Source organism: Pseudomonas sp. GD04158 (assembly GCF_029834875.1).
Taxonomy (GTDB): Bacteria; Pseudomonadota; Gammaproteobacteria; order Pseudomonadales; family Pseudomonadaceae; genus Aquipseudomonas; species Aquipseudomonas hydrolytica.
Genome location: NZ_JAODYT010000003.1, coordinates 56850 through 74152, shown reverse-complemented (window position 1 = coordinate 74152; position 17303 = coordinate 56850). Strand labels below are relative to the sequence as shown.

Here is a 17303-nt window from a genome sequence, read left to right as displayed (position 1 = left end):
GAATCATCCTCCGTCAGGGGAGCCAAGTCGATGCGGACTGGCTTCCCGCCGCCAGGAATGCCGGCCATTTCAGCGGCTGCCTAATCGTTCCACAGCAGAGCGGACCCCTTTAACGGGTAATGGCGAGGTCGTATCAAATTGCCATCTAAATGATAAAAATTACTATTTAGTTTTGCATTGATATTGGTTAGGCTAGCCAGCGTTTTTTGACAGGCCAGCGGATTGGCTGGCGGTATCGGGGGAGAAGATGATGTCGAAAGCAGTGCAGGGTGCTGGACGTTTTCAACTGAAGTGCCTGGCCGTGGTGATTGCTGCCACATGCCACGGGATGGTTCAGGCGCAAGAGGATCAGGTGACGCTGCCGTCACAGACGGTCACCGGCGAGCTGGACCGCCCGCAAGGCCCGGATTACGGCTACAAGGCCGAGAAAAGCCTGACCGCCAGCAAGACCAGCACGCCGCTGTCGGAGACGCCTCGTTCGGTGTCGGTGGTGACCCGCAAACGCATCGAAGACCAGAAATCGCAGAGCCTCACCGATGTGTTGGGCTACGTGCCGGGTATCTTCGCGCCACCCTTCGCTGCCGGTGATGGTCTGGCAGGTGACCTGTTCTTCATCCGCGGTTTCAACGCCACCGACTACGGCTACGGTCTGCTGCGTGATGGTTTGCGCGTGCAGGGCAACCGCTACGACACCACCAGCGAGCCCTATGGCCTGGAGCGGGTAGAGGTGTTCCGTGGGCCGACCTCGATTCTCTATGGGGAGAACGCGCCGGGCGGCCTGGTCAACCTGGTCAGCAAACGCCCGACCGCCGCCCCGCAGGGCGAAGTGCAGCTCAGCTATGGCTCCAACGACCGTCGCCAGCTCAATCTGGATGTCTCCGGGCCGTTGAATGACAGCGGCAATGTGCTGGGGCGCGTGGTGATGGTGGGCCGCGAGGCCGATACCCAGGTCGATCACGTGCAGGACAACCGCATCTATATCGCCCCGTCGCTGACGCTGAATTTCGACGATTTCAACAGCCTGACGCTGCTGTCGACCTACCAGAAGGATCGCACCAAGCTTGAGTTGGGCTTGCCGGCAGCGGGCACGCTGCTGAAGAATCCCAATGGCAAGATCGACAAGGACACCTTTCTCGGTAACAAGGACTGGAACACCTTCGAGCGTGAAGTCTGGACTCTGGGTTACGAGTTCACCCATCGCTTCAACGACGACTGGCAGTTCCGCCAGAACTCGCGCTACATGCAGTCGCGCATCCAGCGTAACGAGATCTGGCCGGGGGCACTGAACAACGCGGGCTTCGGCACCAACGTCAGTACCCAGGCGTACGATCGACACAACAAGTCCATCACCTATTCGCTGGATAACCAACTCGAAGGCAAGTTCGACACCGGTGCCCTGCAGCACACGCTGCTGGTCGGCGCCAGTTTCGACCGTACTTCCTTCAACCAGGACTGGAGTGCAGGGTTCGGCCCGTCGATCAACGTATTCAATCCGGTCTGGACCAGCGAGCCGACCACGCCGTTCACCATCCAGAACTCGCAGCTCGATCAGCAGATGACCGGCCTCTACAGCCAGTTGCAGAGCAAGTACGAGAACTGGATCTTCCTGCTTGGCGGTCGTTTCGACAGGGTCGATAGCCAGTACCGCAACAAATTCGACGCGACCAGCCCGGTCAGCAACGCCGCCTCCGACCTGGACTACACCGACCGCGATTTCACCTGGCAGACCGGTGTGATGTACCAGTTCGAGAATGGCCTGTCGCCCTACGTCAGCTACTCCACCTCTTTCGTTCCGGTGCAGCAGACCACCAGCGCCAGCGGTCCTCTGGATCCGATCACCGCCGAGCAGTACGAGGTGGGTCTGAAGTACGAGCCCAAGGGCTGGAACACCATGTTCACTGCTGCCGTATTCGATCTGCGTAAGGAAAATGACGTCTATTTCGAAGCGGCCATCAATGACTACCGCCAGGTCGGCGAAAGCCGCTCCAAAGGTGTCGAGTTGGAGATCAACAGCGATATCAGTGCCAACCTGAATGTCACCGCGGCTTATACCTATACCGATGCACGTATTACCAAGGATGCGCCGGGCTCGCGGCTCGAGGGCAACCAGATGACCGGCGTGCCACGCAACCAGGCCTCGATCTGGGCCAACTACCGCTTCCTCGATGGTGCGCTGCGCGGTCTGCGTCTGGGCGGCGGCGTGCGCCACTTCGACAGCACCTTCGCCTACACCGCCGAAAGTCTCTACGGCAAGCTGGACACCGGCGACGTGACCCTGGTCGATGCCGCCATCGGCTACGACATCGACGAGAACTGGTCGGTCGATCTCAACGCCAAGAACCTCTTCGATCAGGAGTACGTGGCAGGCTGCAACAATGCCGGGCGCTGCTACTGGGGCGATGAACGCACCTTCCTCGGTACCGTGTCGCTGCGCTGGTAAGCGGCAACCGAGTGGGCAAACCAAGGCGAGGGGGCAACCCTTCGCCTTTTTGCATAGGTAAGGACAACGGATGACGAGTTTGAGTCGCCCCGGGCAGCCTGGCGCTGCCCGTGGTTTCGGTCATGCTGGCCTGGCGCTGCTGGGGCTCGCGCTGCTGCTGGCCATGCTGCTGTGGCAGGGCGTGTTGCGCCATCCCTGGCCAACGGTCGAGGCCTGGTTGGCGCCGCTGTCGTCGACGCCATCGCTTGACGGCCTGCTGCTGTGGTGGACCCAGCTGCCACGCGCCTTTGCCGGAGTGCTGGTGGGTGCCTGCCTGGGCGTTTCCGGGGCGATCATGCAGCTGATCACGCGCAACCCGCTGGTGTCGCCGGATCTGCTCGGCATCACCGCCGGAGCGCAACTGGGTGTGATCCTCGGCATGCTTCTGCCTGGCGTCCTGGGATTGCCGCTGGTCTTCGTCGGCGGGCTGCTGGCGGCCTTGTTCACCTTCCTCATGGCAGGCGGCTGGAACACCTCGCCGCTGCGCCTGACCCTGGCCGGGGTGGCGGTGGCGCAGACCTTTGCCGCGCTGATCGCGCTGTTTCTCAGCCTCAACGACCAGGCTGCGATGGTGGTGTCGCTGTGGAATACCGGTTCGCTGCAGCAGTTGGGCTGGGGCGCGATGCATCCGGCGCTGTATCTGTTGCCGCTGATTGCCCTGGCGCTGCTGGTGCTGATGCGGCCGATGAACCTGGCCGTGCTGGGCGACGGGCAGATGCGCTCGCTGGGGCTTTCGCCGGCCTGGCTGAAAGGGCTGAGCATCGCTCTGGGTAGCCTGCTGGCGGCGCTGGCTATTCATCTGGCTGGTCCCTTGGGCTTTATCGGGCTGATCACGCCGAATCTGCTGCGCTTTGCTTTCGCCGTGGTGCGACCGTCTCGGTTGATCCCCTTGTGCGCGATCTGGGGCGCATTACTGACGGTACTCGCCGACGCGCTGGTGGCGGCGGTGGAGCCCTGGTTCCAGTTGCCGCTGGGGGTGCTGTCGGCGGTTCTCGGTTCGCTGGCGATCCTCTTGCTGCTGCGTTACGGGCGCCGCGCGCCGGTAGCGGCGGTCACGGCGAGCATGCCGGGCGAGAAGCGGGCCATGCGCCTGCCGTTGTGGTCGTTCGTCGCGCTCGCGGTGCTGATCTGCCTGGCGCTGCTGGTAGCGGGCACGGCGCAGGGCGAATCGGGCATCTGGTCGTTCTGGCAGCGGGTGTGGAGCGGCGAGCCCATGGCCATGACGCTGCTCGATCTGCGCCTGCCGCGGCTGCTGGTGGACATGGCCGCCGGGGCGCTGCTGGCGACCGCGGGCATGCTGTTGCAGGCGGTCACGCGCAACCCGCTGGCCGGTCCGGAAATTCTCGGAGTGAGCCAGATGGCGGCACTGGTGGTGCTGCTGGCACTGATCTTCATGCCCGAGCTGGCCGTTGCCTGGCGCTTCCCGCTGGCCTGGCTGGGTGCCGGCCTGGCGCTGGTGATCGTCATCGGCCTCAACCTGCGTCACGGCCTGGAGCCGCTGCGCGTGACGCTCACGGGCTTTGCCATCAGCGGCGTGGTGCTGGCCGTGGTGAGCCTGCTGATGGCGCAGTTCACCAGCAATATCGCCCAGGCGCTGATCTGGATGGTGGGCAGCAGCTACGGGCGTACCTGGAGTGATTTGCAGGCCATGCTGCCCTGGCTGACGATTGGGCTGGCGCTGTGCGCGGCGACCACGCGCTGGATGGATCTGCTGCAGCTGGGCGACGGCGTGGCCGGCAGCCTCGGCTTATCGGTGCCGAGCCGGCGGGTGTTGCTGATCGTGCTGGCCAGCGCACTGATCGCAGCGGCCGTGGCGGTGGTCGGGCCGGTGGCATTCATCGGTTTGCTGGTGCCGCATGGCGTGCGTCTGCTGGGCTTTCATCGTGCCCGTCAACGTCTGCTGGCGGCGCCGCTGCTGGGCGCGACCCTGTTGGCCTCGGCTGACTTGCTCGGGCGCGTGCTGCTGGCGCCGCTGGACATCCCGCTGGGAATCGCCACGGCCGCCATCGGTGCTCCGTTGTTCCTGCTGCTGCTCAGCCGCGTCTATTTCAGTGACAAAAGGAGCTAGTGCGGTGGCGATGCGTCTTGTCTGTTGCCTGCTGCTGGTCTGTCTGGCGCAGGGCGCCTGGGCGATCGATGCACAACTGGTGGCCCGGCAGTCGGCCGGCGTTGGAGAGGCGCCGCAGCGGATCGTCAGCCTCGATGAGCTGAGTACCGAGCTGCTGGTGTCGCTGGGGATCGAGCCGGTCGGCGTGGCCAACCTGGCCAGCTATCGCCGTTACATCGGTATCGGCAACGACCTGCTCGAGCGTAGTGTGGCATTGGGCAGCGCGCAGCAGCCCAATCTGGAGGCCATCGCCCGGCTCGAGCCGGACCTGATCGTGGGTGTGGCCTACCTGCACCTGCCGTTGTTCGAGCGTCTCGATGGCCTGGCACCGACCCTCATCTATCAGGTGTCTCTGGCATCGGCAGGCTATGACGGCGTGGCCATCGGCGAGGCCATGCTGGCGCATCTGGGGCGTCTGACCGGGCGCCAGGCGCAGGCCGCTGCCGTAATCCGCGAAGGTCAGCAGGCGCTGGAAGCTGCGCGTCAGTCCATCCTTGAACGAGACCTGCAGGGTGAGCCGGTGGCCGTGCTGTATCCGCTGGTGCAGCAGGGCAGTTTCATCGCCCTCAACCAGCAGACGCTGATCGGCAGCCTGATGAATCGCCTGGAGGTACGCTCGCCCTGGACGCTGCGCTCCACCCACAGCCTGCACCGGCGCATCGATATGCGCAGCGTCGCCAGCGAGCCGGGGCTGCGCGTGCTGTTCATCGGTGGGCAGGAGCGGGCGCCGTTCTTCGCCAGCCCCCTGTGGAAGGCGCTGCCAGTCGCCCAGCAGCAGCGTTACGCCTTTCTTCCCACGCCGTACTGGACCTTTGGTGGCCCGCGTTCGACGGCTGCTATCGCGACCCAGGTGCGCGAGGCGATCGAGGCGATGAATCGTTGAATTTTGCTCTTAGCCATTCGTCCTTTAAGAGGAGCCTGGCGGCTATCGCTACCGGCCAGGGGCAAGTCACTTTCACAGAGGTCATCGCATGAGCTTCGACAACGAAAACGCGCGCTTTCTGGTCGTGATCAATCATGAGCAGCAGTATTCCATCTGGCCCGAATACAAGGCCATTCCCGAAGGTTGGTCGGCCGTGGGCGTGTCCGGCGACAAGGCCACCTGCCTGGCCCACATCGAAGAGGTCTGGACCGACATGCGCCCGCTGAGCCTGCGCCAGGCCATGGCGTGAACAGCGACCTGCGGGGAGCGCGACGATGAATCAAGTGACCGATCTGGCGCAGGCCGCCCTGAGTATCGAAACCGGCCTGCCCATGCGCGTCAGCCCGCTACAGCCCGGGCAGGGCCTGCATGCCCATCTGCCGGCCCTGCAGCAGCTGGTGGCCGAGCATCTGGAGTTGAGCGGTGGCCTGCTGTTCAGTGGCTTCGCCGATGTCGATGTGGCCAGCTTCCAGCAGTTTGCCGCGTCCTTCGGCCATCCGCTGCTGAGTTATGAGTTCGGCTCCACGCCGCGTAGCCGGGTCAGTGCAGGCGGGGTATATACCTCCACCGAATTTCCCGCCCATCGCCCGATTCCGCTGCATAACGAGCAGGCCTATACCACCGAATGGCCGCTGCGCATCTGGTTCTATTGCGCCCAGGCAGCCGAGCAGGGCGGCGAGACGCCGATTGCTGACAGCCGCGAGGTGTTCCGGCGCATCGATCCGGCCATCCGCCAGCGCTTCGCCGAGCGCGGCCTGCTTTACGTGCGCAATTACGGCAATGGTCTGGATCTGCCCTGGCAACAGGTGTTCAACACCGAGGATCGCCAGCTGGTCGAGCAATACTGCCGCGCGCGACGTATCGACTTCGAATGGCTCGGCGATGACGAGCTGCGTACGCGCCAGCTTTGCCAGGGCGTCGCCCAGCATCCGCGTACCGGTGACTGGGTCTGGTTCAACCAGGCGCACCTGTTCCATCTGTCGGCCCTGGATGCCGATACCCAGGAGGTGCTGATCGATGCGGTCGGTCTTGAGGGGCTGCCGCGTAATGTCTACTTCGGCGACGGTACGCCCATCGAGGCGAGTCTGCTGGATGAGGTGCGTGGCGTGCTGGACGCCTGCACCATTCGCTTCCCCTGGCGCGACGGCGATATTCTGATGCTCGACAACATGCTCACGGCCCATGCCCGCGATCCCTTCAAGGGGCCGCGCAAGGTGGTGGTGGCGATGGCCGAGGCCTACGGCCAGGAGGGCTTCCAATGAATGCATTGCCGCTGCCTGACGGGCGCGTGCTGCAAGGCGAGTCTCGCGACTCTGCGATCTGGCTGTCCTGCGACGGTCGGCCGCTGATACAGCTGCGCATTTGTGAAACCAACGCCGTGCAGGTGCAGGAAGTGGCCACGGCCGATCTGGCCGATGCGCTGTGGTGCGCCAGCTACTGGTGGCTCGCCGCTTATCCGCAGGCGCCACGTCTGGTCTGGCAGGGGCTGGATCAGCAGGCGCTGCAGGCTTGTGGTGACTGGCTGCGCGACGATGCCGGCACGACCAGCGCGCAGGTCGAGCGCAGCCTGTTCTGGCAGTTGCCGCAGCCCTGGCTGCGCCAGGCATTGCCGCCTTATCCGCAGCAAATGGTGATGAGCGACGGCAAGCGTCATCCGCGGCGCCGCGCCAAGCCCCAGGGCGAGGTCTACCGGCGCTTCGATGCGCGCCTGGGCGCCTGGATATCCCTGCGTACGCTGGACATCGAACAGGACCTGGAGCGCTTCAATCGCTGGCAGAACACGCCGCGCGTTCTGCATTTCTGGCATGAGGGTGGCGATCTGGTCCAGCACCGCAGCTATCTCGAGACCATCGCTGCCGATCCGCATGTCTGCAGTCTGATCGGCTGCTTCGACGATCAGCCCTTCGCCTACTTCGAGCTCTACTGGGCCAAGGAAGACCGCATCGCGCCTTTCTATGTCGCCGACGACTATGATCGCGGCATTCACATGCTGGTGGGTGAGCAGGCGCATCGCGGGCCGCACAAGGTGGCCAGCTGGCTGGCGGCGCTGACCCATTACGCCTTTCTCGACGATCCGCGCACCCGCCTGGTGGTAGCCGAACCGCGCGCCGACAACGCGAAGATGATCGGCTATATGCAAACGCTGGGTTACTACCGGGAAAAGGAGTTCGATTTCCCTCACAAGCGCGCGGCGCTGATGGCCATCGGTCGCGAGCGATTTTTTGATAGCGGGGTACTGTGTTGAACGCATCGGGAATCGTTCGGGGTGATTGAGGCACTGGCGCCGCTGTTCATTGGCGACTTCTCCTCTTATCGGGACACCCTGGTGCTGCACGATGATCCACGGCCCTCGGTGCCGCTGCGCGAACTGCTCAGCGACGAGGGGCTGCCGGTGCTGCTGGCGCGCTTCGGCGAGTCGTACACCGGCGGCGACCGCCGTGCGCTGCTGTCGCAGTGGTCGAAGCACTATTTCGTGCGCCTGATCCCGCCAGTGGTGGCCGCCGCGCTGGTGCTGAACCGACGCCTGCCGCTAAACCTCGATGACATCCAGGTGGTGCTCGACGAGGAACACTTGCCACAGGCGTTCAAGCTGCGCGATGCGGGGCAGCCGTTCGCTCCGGGCGATCCGTTCGAGCGTTTTGCCCATCTCCAGCATGACCACTTGCAGCCCCTGATCCAGGCCTTCACCGCGCAGGTGAAGATCGCGCCCAAGGTGCTCTGGAGCAATGCCGGCAACTATTTCGAGTGGATTCTGACGGCGCTGGGCAAGGTACTGCCGGCGCCACTGCTGGCCGACGGTTTCAGCCTCCTGCAGGCGGCCCAGCAGCCTGACGGGCGACGTAACCCGCTGTATCAGCCGGTGCGTTATGTCGAGCTGCAGGGCGCTGCACTGCCGTGGCGGCAACGGCGAGTGTGCTGCATTCGTTATCTGCTGCCCGAACTGGAACTGTGCGAGAACTGCCCGCTGCTCGACGAGCCCCCGGCGCAGGCGTCCGCTTCGGCGTCCTGAGGCGTGCCGGTCAGTGCAGGTAGCTGATCGGCGAGCCGTCCACCGGATTGGCCATCACCCCCATGGGCACGCCGTAGATGCGCTCCAGGGTTTCGCCGTGCATCAGCTCGGCCGGGCTGCCCTGTGCCAGCAGGCGACCGCTGTGCAGGGCCAGCAGGTGGTCGCAGTAGCGCGCGGCCATGTTGATGTCGTGCAGCACCACCAGCACGCCGAGGCCCAGCTCGCGACTGAGGTCGTGAACCCGTGAGAGGACTTCCACCTGGTGGGCGATGTCCAGCGCCGAGGTGGGTTCGTCGAGCAGCAGGTAGCGGGTGTTCTGCGCCAGCAGCATGGCCAGCCAGACGCGCTGGCGCTCGCCGCCAGAGAGCTGGTCGACCAGGCGATCGGCAAACATGCCGGTGTCGGTCAGGTCCATGGCGCGCTCGATGTGCGCGCGGTCTTCGCTGCCCAGGCGGCCAAGGGCGCCGTGCCAGGGATACCGGCCGAAGCCCACCAGCTCGCGTACGCTCAGGCCTTCGGTCTGCGGCAGTTGCTGAGGCAGATAGGCCACCTGCCGAGCGAAGTCGCGCTGACCCCAGGCCTGCAGCGGTTTGCCGTCGAGCAGGATATGGCCGCCGCTGGGCGACTGCTGGCGGGCAAGCAGTTTGATCAGGGTGGACTTGCCTGAACCGTTGTGGCCGATCAGGCCGACCATGCGTCCGGCATCGATGTGCAGGTTCAGGGGATGCAGCAGGGTGCGTTCAGGAATGCTGAAACTGACGCTTTGCAATTCGAACATGAAGCCGTCCGCGGTGGGGTTGCGAAGGGCGTCAATCTAATTCAAACGCTAATCGTTATCAATTTTGTGGCGTCCTGTCGCGTCCCCGATCCGTAGGGTGCGCCGTGCGCACCACTTGGCGGATGGCGGGCTCGCCTGAGGGACGAGCCCTGGAGGTTCAGGCCTGACGCTGCTCTTCCGCCATGCACGCGGCAGCGGTGAACAGGGCGTCGGTGGAGGAGTTCAGCGCGGTTTCCGCCGAGTCCTGCACGATGCCGATGATGAAGCCGATGGCCACCACCTGCATGGCCACCTCGTTGGGGATGCCGAACAGGCTGCAGGCCAGCGGGATCAGCAGCAGCGAGCCGCCGGCCACGCCCGAGGCGCCGCAGGCGCTGATCGAGGCCAGCACGCTCAGCAGCAGGGCGGTGGGCAGGTCGACGGCGATGCCCAGGGTATGCACCGCGGCCATGGTCAGCACGGTGATGGTGATCGCCGCGCCGGCCATGTTGATGGTGGCGCCCAGCGGGATGGAGATCGAATAGGTTTCCTCATGCAGGCCCAGGCGCTGGCACAGCTGCAGGTTGACCGGGATGTTGGCGGCCGAGCTGCGGGTGAAGAAGGCGGTGATGCCGCTCTCGCGCAGGCAGGTCAGCACCAGCGGGTAGGGGTTGCGGCGCAGCTTCCAGTACACCAGCGCCGGGTTGATCACCAGGGCCACCAGCAGCATGCAGCCGACCAGCACCACCAGCAGGTGCAGGTAACCGAGCAGGGCATCGAAGCCGGACTCGGCCAGGGTCGCGGCGACCAGGCCGAAGATGCCCAGCGGCGCCAGGCGGATCACCAGCTTGACGATGGCGGTCACGCCGTTGGCCAGATCGCCCAGCAGCTGCTTGCTGCCGGGGCTGGCGTGGCGGAAGGCGAAGCCGAGGCCGATGGCCCAGGCCAGGATGCCGATGAAGTTGCCGCGCAGCAGGGCGTTGACCGGGTTGTCGACGATGTTCAGCAGCAGGGTCTTGAGCACCTCGCCGATGCCGCCGGGGGGCGTCAGTTCGGCGGCCTGGCTGCTCAGCACCAGCGACGACGGGAAGGCGAAGCTGGCAACCACCGCCACCAGCGCGGCGCTGAAGGTGCCGATCAGGTACATCAGCAGGATCGGGCGGATATGGGTCTGCTGGCCGTGCTGATGGTTGGCGATGGACGACATCACCAGGATGAACACCAGCACCGGCGCCACGGCCTTCAGGGCCGAGACGAACACGTTGCCGACGAAGCCGACCGACAGCGCCGCCTGTGGGGCGATCAGGGCAAGGGCGATACCGGCCAGCAGGCCGATGAAGATCTGCATCACCAGGCTGGTGCGGTTGAGCAGCTGCAGGGCAGGGTGGAGGGCTTGTGACATCAGTCGAGTCTCTGGTTGCGGGGCGCTTTACACGGCGTGCTGCGCTCTGGGCGAGAGGACTTCCGGCCAGCCCTGTCACAGGCTGGCGGAAAAAATAGCGCGCGACTCTAGCACAGTCGCCTGACGCATCGAGCCAGGCGCTGCCATCAGGGCGACAGGGTGCAAGCCGGTGTCGCATATCGGCAAGCGCGCCCTGCTTGAAATATCGAACATCCGGTGCGTATTTTGTACGTCTCGCCGCGCCGAAGCGGCTCTCGGGTCATACAAGGACAGCCTCACATGAGCACCGCCAGCCGCCATGCATTGGAAACCCTCCTGCGTGGCATCGATGAAATCGACTGCGTGACCCCTGACCTCAATGGCGTGCCGCGCGGCAAGGTGATGACCGCAGCGGGTTTTCTCGAGGGGCGCCGTTTGCAGCTGGCGCGCGGCGTGTTGCTGCAGTGCATCATGGGCGGCTATCCGCCGGCGCGTTTCTATGGCAGCGATGACGGTGATCTGGCGCTGGTCGCGGCGCCGGAGCAGATCCACCGTCTGCCCTGGAGCGAGCCGCCGCGCGCCCTGGCGATCTGCGACGCCGAGGAACTGGATGGCCGCAGCTCCGGCCTGTCCACTCGGGCGCTGCTCAAGCGCGTGCTGGCCCGTTATGCGCAGCACGGCTGGCAGCCGGTGGTGGCCACCGAACTGGAGTTCTTCGTGTTTGCGCCGAATGCCGATCCGCAGCAGCCGTTCCAGCCGCCGGTCGGCCTGGATCGCCGCCGCGAAGACGGCGGCTCGGCCTTCAGCGTCAGTTCGGGCAATGGCCTGCGGCCCTTCTTCGCCGAGGTCTATCGCTGCATGGCGGCGCTCGGCCTGCCACGCGACACCTTCATGCACGAGATGGGCGTCAGCCAGTTCGAGATCAATCTGCTGCACGGTGACGCGCTGCAGCTGGCCGATCAGACCTTTCTGTTCAAGCACCTGCTGAAAGAGGTGGGGCTCAAGCATGGCCTTGCCGTGGTGTGCATGGCCAAACCTCTGGCGCACACCCCGGGCAGCTCGATGCACATCCACCAGAGCGTGGTGGAGCAGGGCAGTGGTCGCAATATCTTCAGCGCCGAGGACGGCGAGGCGACGCCCGCCTTTCACCATTTCATCGGCGGCCAGCAGGCGGCGCTGGCGGACTTCACTCTGCTGTTCGCGCCGCACGTGAATTCCTATCAGCGTCTGTGCCATCCCTACGCATCGCCGAACAACGCCTGCTGGTCGGCTGACAATCGCGCCGCCGGCCTGCGTATTCCGGCCAGTGCACCTGCCGCACGACGGGTGGAGAACCGCCTGCCGGGCGCTGACGCCAACCCCTATCTGGCCCTGGCCGCCAGCCTGGCGGCAGGACTGCACGGACTGGAGCACGAGCTGCAGCCGAGCGCGCCGATCCAGGGTGAGTTCGAGGTGCCCGAGCAATTGACGCTACCCTGTACCATGCATGCCGCCATCGAGCGTCTGAAACGCAGCGAACTGGCGGTCGAACTGTTCGGTGCGGAGTTCATCGAAGGATATATCGCCAGCAAGACCATGGAGCTCACCAGCTTCTACGACGAAATCACCCCCTGGGAGCGTCGCGTGCTGGCCGCACAGGCCTGACACCATCGCGCCCGGTGCGAGCTACCCGCTCGCGCCGTGTACAAGGAGCTCTACCCGCACATGCGCCTTATCTGGAAGTCGTTCCGCTCGCTGTACTTCGCAACCTTGCTGATGCTGCTCGGCTCCGGCCTGCTCAGCACCTACCTGGCGCTGCGCCTGGCCGATACGGTGGACGGCCTGTGGGTCGGTGCGCTGATGGCGGCCAATTACTTCGGCCTGGTGCTGGGCGGCAAGCTCGGGCACCGGCTGATCGGTCGGGTCGGCCATATTCGTGCCTATGTCGCCTGCGCCGGGGTGGTTACCGCGGCGGTACTGGGGCATGGCCTGGTGGAGTGGCTGCCGTTCTGGTTGTTCCTGCGCATGCTGGTGGGCCTGGGCATGATGTGCCAGTACATGGTGATCGAGAGCTGGCTCAACGAGCAGGCCGAAGCGCGGCAGCGCGGCCTGGTGTTCAGCGGTTACATGGCGGCCTCCTACCTGGGGCTGATTCTCGGCCAGCTGACCCTGGTGGTGCATCCGACCCTGGGCCTGGAGCTGCTGATGCTGGTCGCCCTGTGCTTCGCCCTGTGTCTGGTGCCGGTGGCGCTGACCCGCCGACTGCATCCGGCGCCCCTGCACCCCGCGCCGCTGGAGCTGAGGTTCTTCCTTAGCCGGGTGCCGTTGTCGCTGACCACCATCGCCGTGGCCGGGTTGCTTATCGGTTCCTTCTACGGCTTGGCGCCGCTTTATGCCACCCGCATGGGCCTTTCCACCGAACAGGTCGGTCTGTTCATGGGCAGCTGCATTCTGGCGGGACTGCTGGTGCAGTGGCCGTTGGGTTGGCTATCGGATCGGCAGGACCGGGTGCGCCTGATTCGCGGTTGTGCGGTATTGCTGCTGCTGGCCGCGTTGCCCCTGGCGGTACTGCCGGAAGTCTTCCTCGGCTTGCTGATCGGTATCGGCTTTCTGGTCAGCCTGATGCAGTTCAGCCTGTATCCGCTGGCGGTGGCTCTGGCCAACGATCACGTCGAGCCGGAGCGGCGCGTGTCGTTGACCGCCATGTTGCTGGTGACCTTTGGCGTAGGAGCCTGTGTCGGGCCGCTGCTGGCAGGAGTGCTGATGCGCTTCTACGGCGCCAACATGCTCTACGTGTTCGTCTGCGTCTGTGCGCTGATCCTGGTGTGGCGCATCCGGCCCGAAGTGGTCACCCATCTGCATCAGGTAGAGGATGCGCCGCTGCACCACATGGCCATGCCGGGCAACGTCGCCAGCTCGCCTCTGGTGGCTGCGCTCGATCCCCGGGTGGATGAGCAGACGGTGCATGAGCAGATGCACGAGCCCGCCGCGGCTGCGGCCCAGGAGGATGCCGAGGCGCCGCGAGCAGGTCAGTAGGGGCTGTCAGAACAGGCCGTCGCTCTCCGTGCGGCGCGCCTCGCGCTGCAGCTGGTAGACGAAGCGTTCGACCTGGCGTTGCTCCAGGCCGTTGATGCGGTAGAAGCGGGTGCCGACGAAGGTCATGTCGATCTTCTCTTCGTACTGCACGTGGCGCAGTTCCACCGCGCAGGTCATCGCGCCGAAGGGCAGGTGAGCGGTGAGTCGTTCGTGCACCTGACCGTTGCTCAGCTGCTGGCTGAGGTTGCCGGGAAAGCGCAGCTTGCAGCCGGTGGCCGAAATATCCAGCAGATGACCTTGCAGCGGTTCGCGCAGCTTGTCGCCAGCCAGCACCACCTTGACCAAGTCGCTCTGCTTGAGCGGTGCGCGAAAGGCGCTGCGGCGCTGGTGATAGATCACTTCCGAGGGGAGCGGAGCCCAGTAGCACGGCGCGCCTTCGAACTCGCCCAGTTGCACGTCGTGCTCGCAGGTCCAGGCCACTCGCACGCCATCGCGGTAGGCCTCGACGTTGAAGGTTTCGCCCTGCTTGAAGAAGCGTTCGCCGTCGGTGGGGATGATTTCGTCCAGTGCCAATCGCGCACGGTCTTTATCGATTTCGACGAGGTAGCTTTGAAAACGCTGGCCACGATCCTTGAATTGGATAACGAGGGGATCATGGTTCTGTTGCAATTGACGCAAGGTGGCAATGATCTCGACGGATGTCTTGAGCACCTTGGGCGGCTGGGGGCCGCTCTCGTCGTTGAACGCGCTGGACACAGTTCGGAACTCTCCGAGTCATAGACTACAACGGCACTAGCATACTGGCTAAGTGCCTGCATGTCCCTGTGCTTTCTTGTTTTTGCGGCTGTTCTCAGGCCTGGCTGAGTGGCCTTTGCTGCGCGATTCTAGCGGCGCTGCCGCGGCTGTCATAGAGGCCGGGCGTCTCCCCGCCGCGCAGGATGCCGAGAACGCTGCCGACCGAAGCCTGGTTGGCGCGAATCAGACGGCCGTTACGCAGATTGGCCTCCTGGCAACGCTGCAGCAGGTTGGACAGCTCCTCGCTACGGGCCAGCAGCTGCTCGCCCAGGGCAGAGCCCGCTGCCAGCGCCTTGAGGCCGTCTCGGTCGGCATTCAGGCCGGCGTTCTGCAGCACGCGGCTGCGCTCGCCAGCATGTTGCTGGAGCAGGGCGAGAAGGGGTTGTTTGTCGTTGAGCAGGCTTTCCAGACGCGGAAGATCGCGCTCGGTCAGGGCCTGGAATTCGGTGTCGATCAGCTCGAGCAACTGCTCGGCGGTGCCGATATCGGTGGTGAACAGGTCAAGCAGGGCTGTGTCGTGCATGGCGGGCTCTTGGGGGTCGGGCGTCCAACACCCCCAGCGCAGCCCGGAGACTAGCGCTGGGATTCGAAATCGAGCAGCTTCTGGGCGACGCGCTTGCTGTCGACCTGGTAGCTGCCGTCGGCGATGGCCTGCTTCAGCTGGGCCACGCGCTCTTTGTCGACGATCGGCTGGTCACGCAGCTTCTCGCCGATTTTCTGTAACTGCTGGGCCTCACGGCTCAGTTGCACGGATTCGCCGCTCTTGGCGGTGGTTTGTTCATCGCTACCGGTGACAGGCGCCTTGGTCGGCTGCGCCGCCTCGTTGCGATTGCCAGTCTGAGTGGCGCCGGTACGCCCCGCATTGGCGGGCGTATTGGCATTGTTCAGCCGGTTGAAGTCGATGACCATGATGCAAAACCTCGGACGATTGTTGGACGCTTGCCAAGCTTTTCGGCCCTTGCCGAGAAAACTTTAGGATTTTTTTCGCGCCACGGAATGCAGTGTAGGAGATCGCCAAGGCGATACGTTACAAGAAACATGCCTACATGGCGACTTCCACCTGACCGGGGCCCACTACTCGTGCGCGTATCACCCGTTGCGAACGCAGGTTGCGCACATTGATCTGCTGGCCGGGAGCCCCTTCGGTCAGGGCTTCGCCGGGCATACGTACGTTGACCGTGCCGCCGCTGGCGCTGATCACCACCTGGTCGCCGCGGCGAACCACCTCTGCGACCTGCAGGTGGGCGGGGGTGATGATCTGGTCGCTATTCAGCTGTCGCGTCAATTTCTTGCCTATGGCCTGCGTCGGATCCGTCAGGTAGCCCTGGGCAAGCTGGCCCACGTCACGCTCGACCATGCTCAGATCGGAGGCTTTGACTACGCTCAGGCGCTTGAGCGGGCGGGTCAGCACCGCTACCTGGCGATACAGGCGCACTTCTGCCGGCACGAACACCGTCCAGGGAGCGCTGCCGTTGCAGCGCACGCGCGTGGTCACCCGGCCCAGGGGCTGCGCCGGGCTTTCCAGCGTGGTGGTCAGCGGCTCGTCGCACAGGGCCAGACGCAGCCGCGGGTCGAGTCGGTTCACGCGAATCTCATGGCGGCCCTGGATTTCGCTACGCTGTAGATAATCGACGACCGCCTCCTCAAGAAAGGACTCGGTGGCGCCGATAAGTTCGTCAGTACTGGTGAAAGTCGCCGCCGCCGTACCGCTGTAGCCGAGCATCGGCAAAGCGAGTAAAACGGACAAAGGGGCAAGGCACTTTGCCAGTATCTGACGGAATGATGACGTTCTTGGCTTCATGACTAATACAAAGCAAGCCCCGTGCCGCCTGCTAAGCTGCTACGGGTAGGCGCTACCAGAAGATAAGGAGTCCGGGCATGGCCGGGTTGATGGATTCGGTTAACCAGCGCACCCAGCTGGTGGGACAGAACCGCTTGGAGTTGCTGCTATTTCGCCTGGAAGGCCCACAGCTTTACGGCATCAACGTATTCAAGGTGAAGGAGGTGCTGCAGTGCCCCAACCTCACCATCATGCCGAAATCCAGTCCGGTGGTACGCGGCGTGGCCAATATCCGTGGCGGCACCATTCCGATTCTCGATCTGTCCATCGCCACCGGGCGGGCGGCGCTGGAGGACCTCAAGACCAGCTTCGTCATCATCACTGAGTACAACACCAAGGTTCAGGGCTTTCTGGTGCGTTCCGTGGAGCGCATCGTCAACATGAACTGGGAAGAGATCCATCCGCCACCCAAGGGCACCGGCCGTGATCACTACCTGACTGCGGTGACGCGGCTCGATCAGCAACTGGTCGAGATCATCGACGTGGAGAAGATCCTTGCCGAGGTGGCGCCCACCTCCGAGGTGATCTCCGCCGGTGTGATCGACGACCAGGTGCAGAGCCAGGCGGTGACCAAGCATGTGCTGATCGTCGACGACTCGTCGGTGGCACGTAAGCAGGTGTCTCGTTGTCTGCAGACTGTGGGGGTGGAAGTCACTGCATTGAACGACGGTCGTGAAGCGCTCAACTACCTCAAGAAGATGGCCGATGAAGGGCGCGACCCCGACAAGGAACTGCTCATGCTGATTTCCGACATCGAAATGCCGGAAATGGATGGCTACACCCTGACTACGGAGATTCGCAGCGATTCGCGCATGCAGAAGCTGCATATCCTCCTGCATACTTCGCTCTCGGGGGTATTCAACCAGGCGATGGTGAAGAAGGTCGGTGCCGATGACTTTCTCGCCAAGTTCAAGCCGGATGACTTGGCGGCGCGCGTGGTTGATCGCATTCGTGTGGTGGATGGGGGCTGAGGGGCGTGACCTTTGGCAAACGTTAT

16 protein-coding genes are annotated in these 17303 nt (G+C 64.3%); 10 read left to right on the top strand and 6 right to left on the bottom strand.

The features are described 5' to 3' along the window. Positions 1 to 328 precede the first annotated feature (328 nt). The 7 genes from N7333_RS02270 (at position 329) to fhuF (ending at position 8518) form a co-directional block, all read left to right on the top strand. On the top strand, positions 329 to 2440 hold the full coding sequence (locus tag N7333_RS02270; RefSeq protein WP_279858389.1) for a TonB-dependent siderophore receptor: 2112 nt from the start codon (positions 329 to 331) through the stop codon (positions 2438 to 2440). Between the two features lie 70 nt (positions 2441 to 2510). Continuing rightward, positions 2511 to 4547 (top strand): Fe(3+)-hydroxamate ABC transporter permease FhuB, encoded by a 2037-nt coding sequence (gene fhuB / locus N7333_RS02265; protein ID WP_279858332.1) that lies wholly within the window; start codon positions 2511 to 2513, stop codon positions 4545 to 4547. 10 nt (positions 4548 to 4557) lie between these two features. Further along, on the top strand, positions 4558 to 5469 hold the full coding sequence (locus tag N7333_RS02260; RefSeq protein WP_279858387.1) for an iron-siderophore ABC transporter substrate-binding protein: 912 nt from the start codon (positions 4558 to 4560) through the stop codon (positions 5467 to 5469). An 88-nt stretch (positions 5470 to 5557) separates the two neighbouring features. After that, on the top strand, positions 5558 to 5758 hold the full coding sequence (locus tag N7333_RS02255) for an MbtH family NRPS accessory protein (RefSeq protein ID WP_003247048.1): 201 nt from the start codon (positions 5558 to 5560) through the stop codon (positions 5756 to 5758). Positions 5759 to 5840: 82 nt separating this feature from the next. Further along, entirely contained in the window at positions 5841 to 6770 is a 930-nt protein-coding gene (locus N7333_RS02250; RefSeq protein ID WP_279858385.1) for a TauD/TfdA family dioxygenase, read from the top strand. Next, a complete protein-coding gene (locus N7333_RS02245; protein WP_279858331.1) occupies positions 6767 to 7753 on the top strand; it encodes a GNAT family N-acetyltransferase in 987 nt (328 codons plus the stop codon). The genes N7333_RS02250 and N7333_RS02245 overlap by 4 nt, the downstream gene beginning before the upstream one ends. A 21-nt stretch (positions 7754 to 7774) precedes the next feature. Beyond that, positions 7775 to 8518: a siderophore-iron reductase FhuF gene (fhuF, locus tag N7333_RS02240; protein ID WP_129482170.1), complete on the top strand. Its 744-nt coding sequence runs from the start codon at positions 7775 to 7777 to the stop codon at positions 8516 to 8518. A 10-nt stretch (positions 8519 to 8528) separates the two neighbouring features. Here the strand turns inward: fhuF and N7333_RS02235 are convergent, their stop codons facing one another. Next, complete coding sequence (locus N7333_RS02235; RefSeq protein WP_096826193.1) at positions 8529 to 9296, bottom strand: ATP-binding cassette domain-containing protein; 768 nt, start codon at positions 9294 to 9296, stop codon at positions 8529 to 8531. Between the two features lie 157 nt (positions 9297 to 9453). Beyond that, positions 9454 to 10677 (bottom strand): serine/threonine transporter SstT, encoded by a 1224-nt coding sequence (gene sstT / locus N7333_RS02230; RefSeq protein WP_012019048.1) that lies wholly within the window; start codon positions 10675 to 10677, stop codon positions 9454 to 9456. 381 nt (positions 10678 to 11058) lie between these two features. Between sstT and N7333_RS02225 the strand changes: the two genes are divergently transcribed. After that, the gene (locus tag N7333_RS02225; RefSeq protein ID WP_177491092.1) at positions 11059 to 12300 is read left to right on the top strand and encodes a glutamine synthetase family protein; all 1242 of its coding nucleotides are present in this window, start codon (positions 11059 to 11061) and stop codon (positions 12298 to 12300) included. A gap of 60 nt (positions 12301 to 12360) precedes the next feature. Beyond that, positions 12361 to 13671 carry an MFS transporter gene (locus N7333_RS02220; protein WP_129482172.1) on the top strand — a complete coding sequence of 437 codons (1311 nt, stop codon included), beginning with the start codon at positions 12361 to 12363 and terminating at the stop codon, positions 13669 to 13671. Between the two features lie 6 nt (positions 13672 to 13677). Here N7333_RS02220 and N7333_RS02215 read toward each other — a convergent pair whose 3' ends face one another. The 4 genes from N7333_RS02215 to flgA all read right to left on the bottom strand — a co-directional run bounded on the left by N7333_RS02215 (position 13678) and on the right by flgA (position 16189). Further along, positions 13678 to 14427 (bottom strand): flagellar brake protein, encoded by a 750-nt coding sequence (locus tag N7333_RS02215; RefSeq protein WP_012019046.1) that lies wholly within the window; start codon positions 14425 to 14427, stop codon positions 13678 to 13680. A 94-nt stretch (positions 14428 to 14521) separates the two neighbouring features. Then, entirely contained in the window at positions 14522 to 14989 is a 468-nt protein-coding gene (locus N7333_RS02210; RefSeq protein ID WP_279858329.1) for a flagellar protein FlgN, read from the bottom strand. A gap of 50 nt (positions 14990 to 15039) precedes the next feature. Beyond that, positions 15040 to 15375 (bottom strand): flagellar biosynthesis anti-sigma factor FlgM, encoded by a 336-nt coding sequence (gene flgM / locus N7333_RS02205; RefSeq protein WP_003247058.1) that lies wholly within the window; start codon positions 15373 to 15375, stop codon positions 15040 to 15042. A gap of 133 nt (positions 15376 to 15508) precedes the next feature. Continuing rightward, the gene (flgA, locus tag N7333_RS02200; RefSeq protein ID WP_252576787.1) at positions 15509 to 16189 is read right to left on the bottom strand and encodes a flagellar basal body P-ring formation chaperone FlgA; all 681 of its coding nucleotides are present in this window, start codon (positions 16187 to 16189) and stop codon (positions 15509 to 15511) included. A gap of 155 nt (positions 16190 to 16344) precedes the next feature. Between flgA and N7333_RS02195 the strand changes: the two genes are divergently transcribed. Beyond that, positions 16345 to 17277 carry a chemotaxis protein CheV gene (locus N7333_RS02195; RefSeq protein WP_003247060.1) on the top strand — a complete coding sequence of 311 codons (933 nt, stop codon included), beginning with the start codon at positions 16345 to 16347 and terminating at the stop codon, positions 17275 to 17277. Positions 17278 to 17303: the final 26 nt, after the last annotated feature.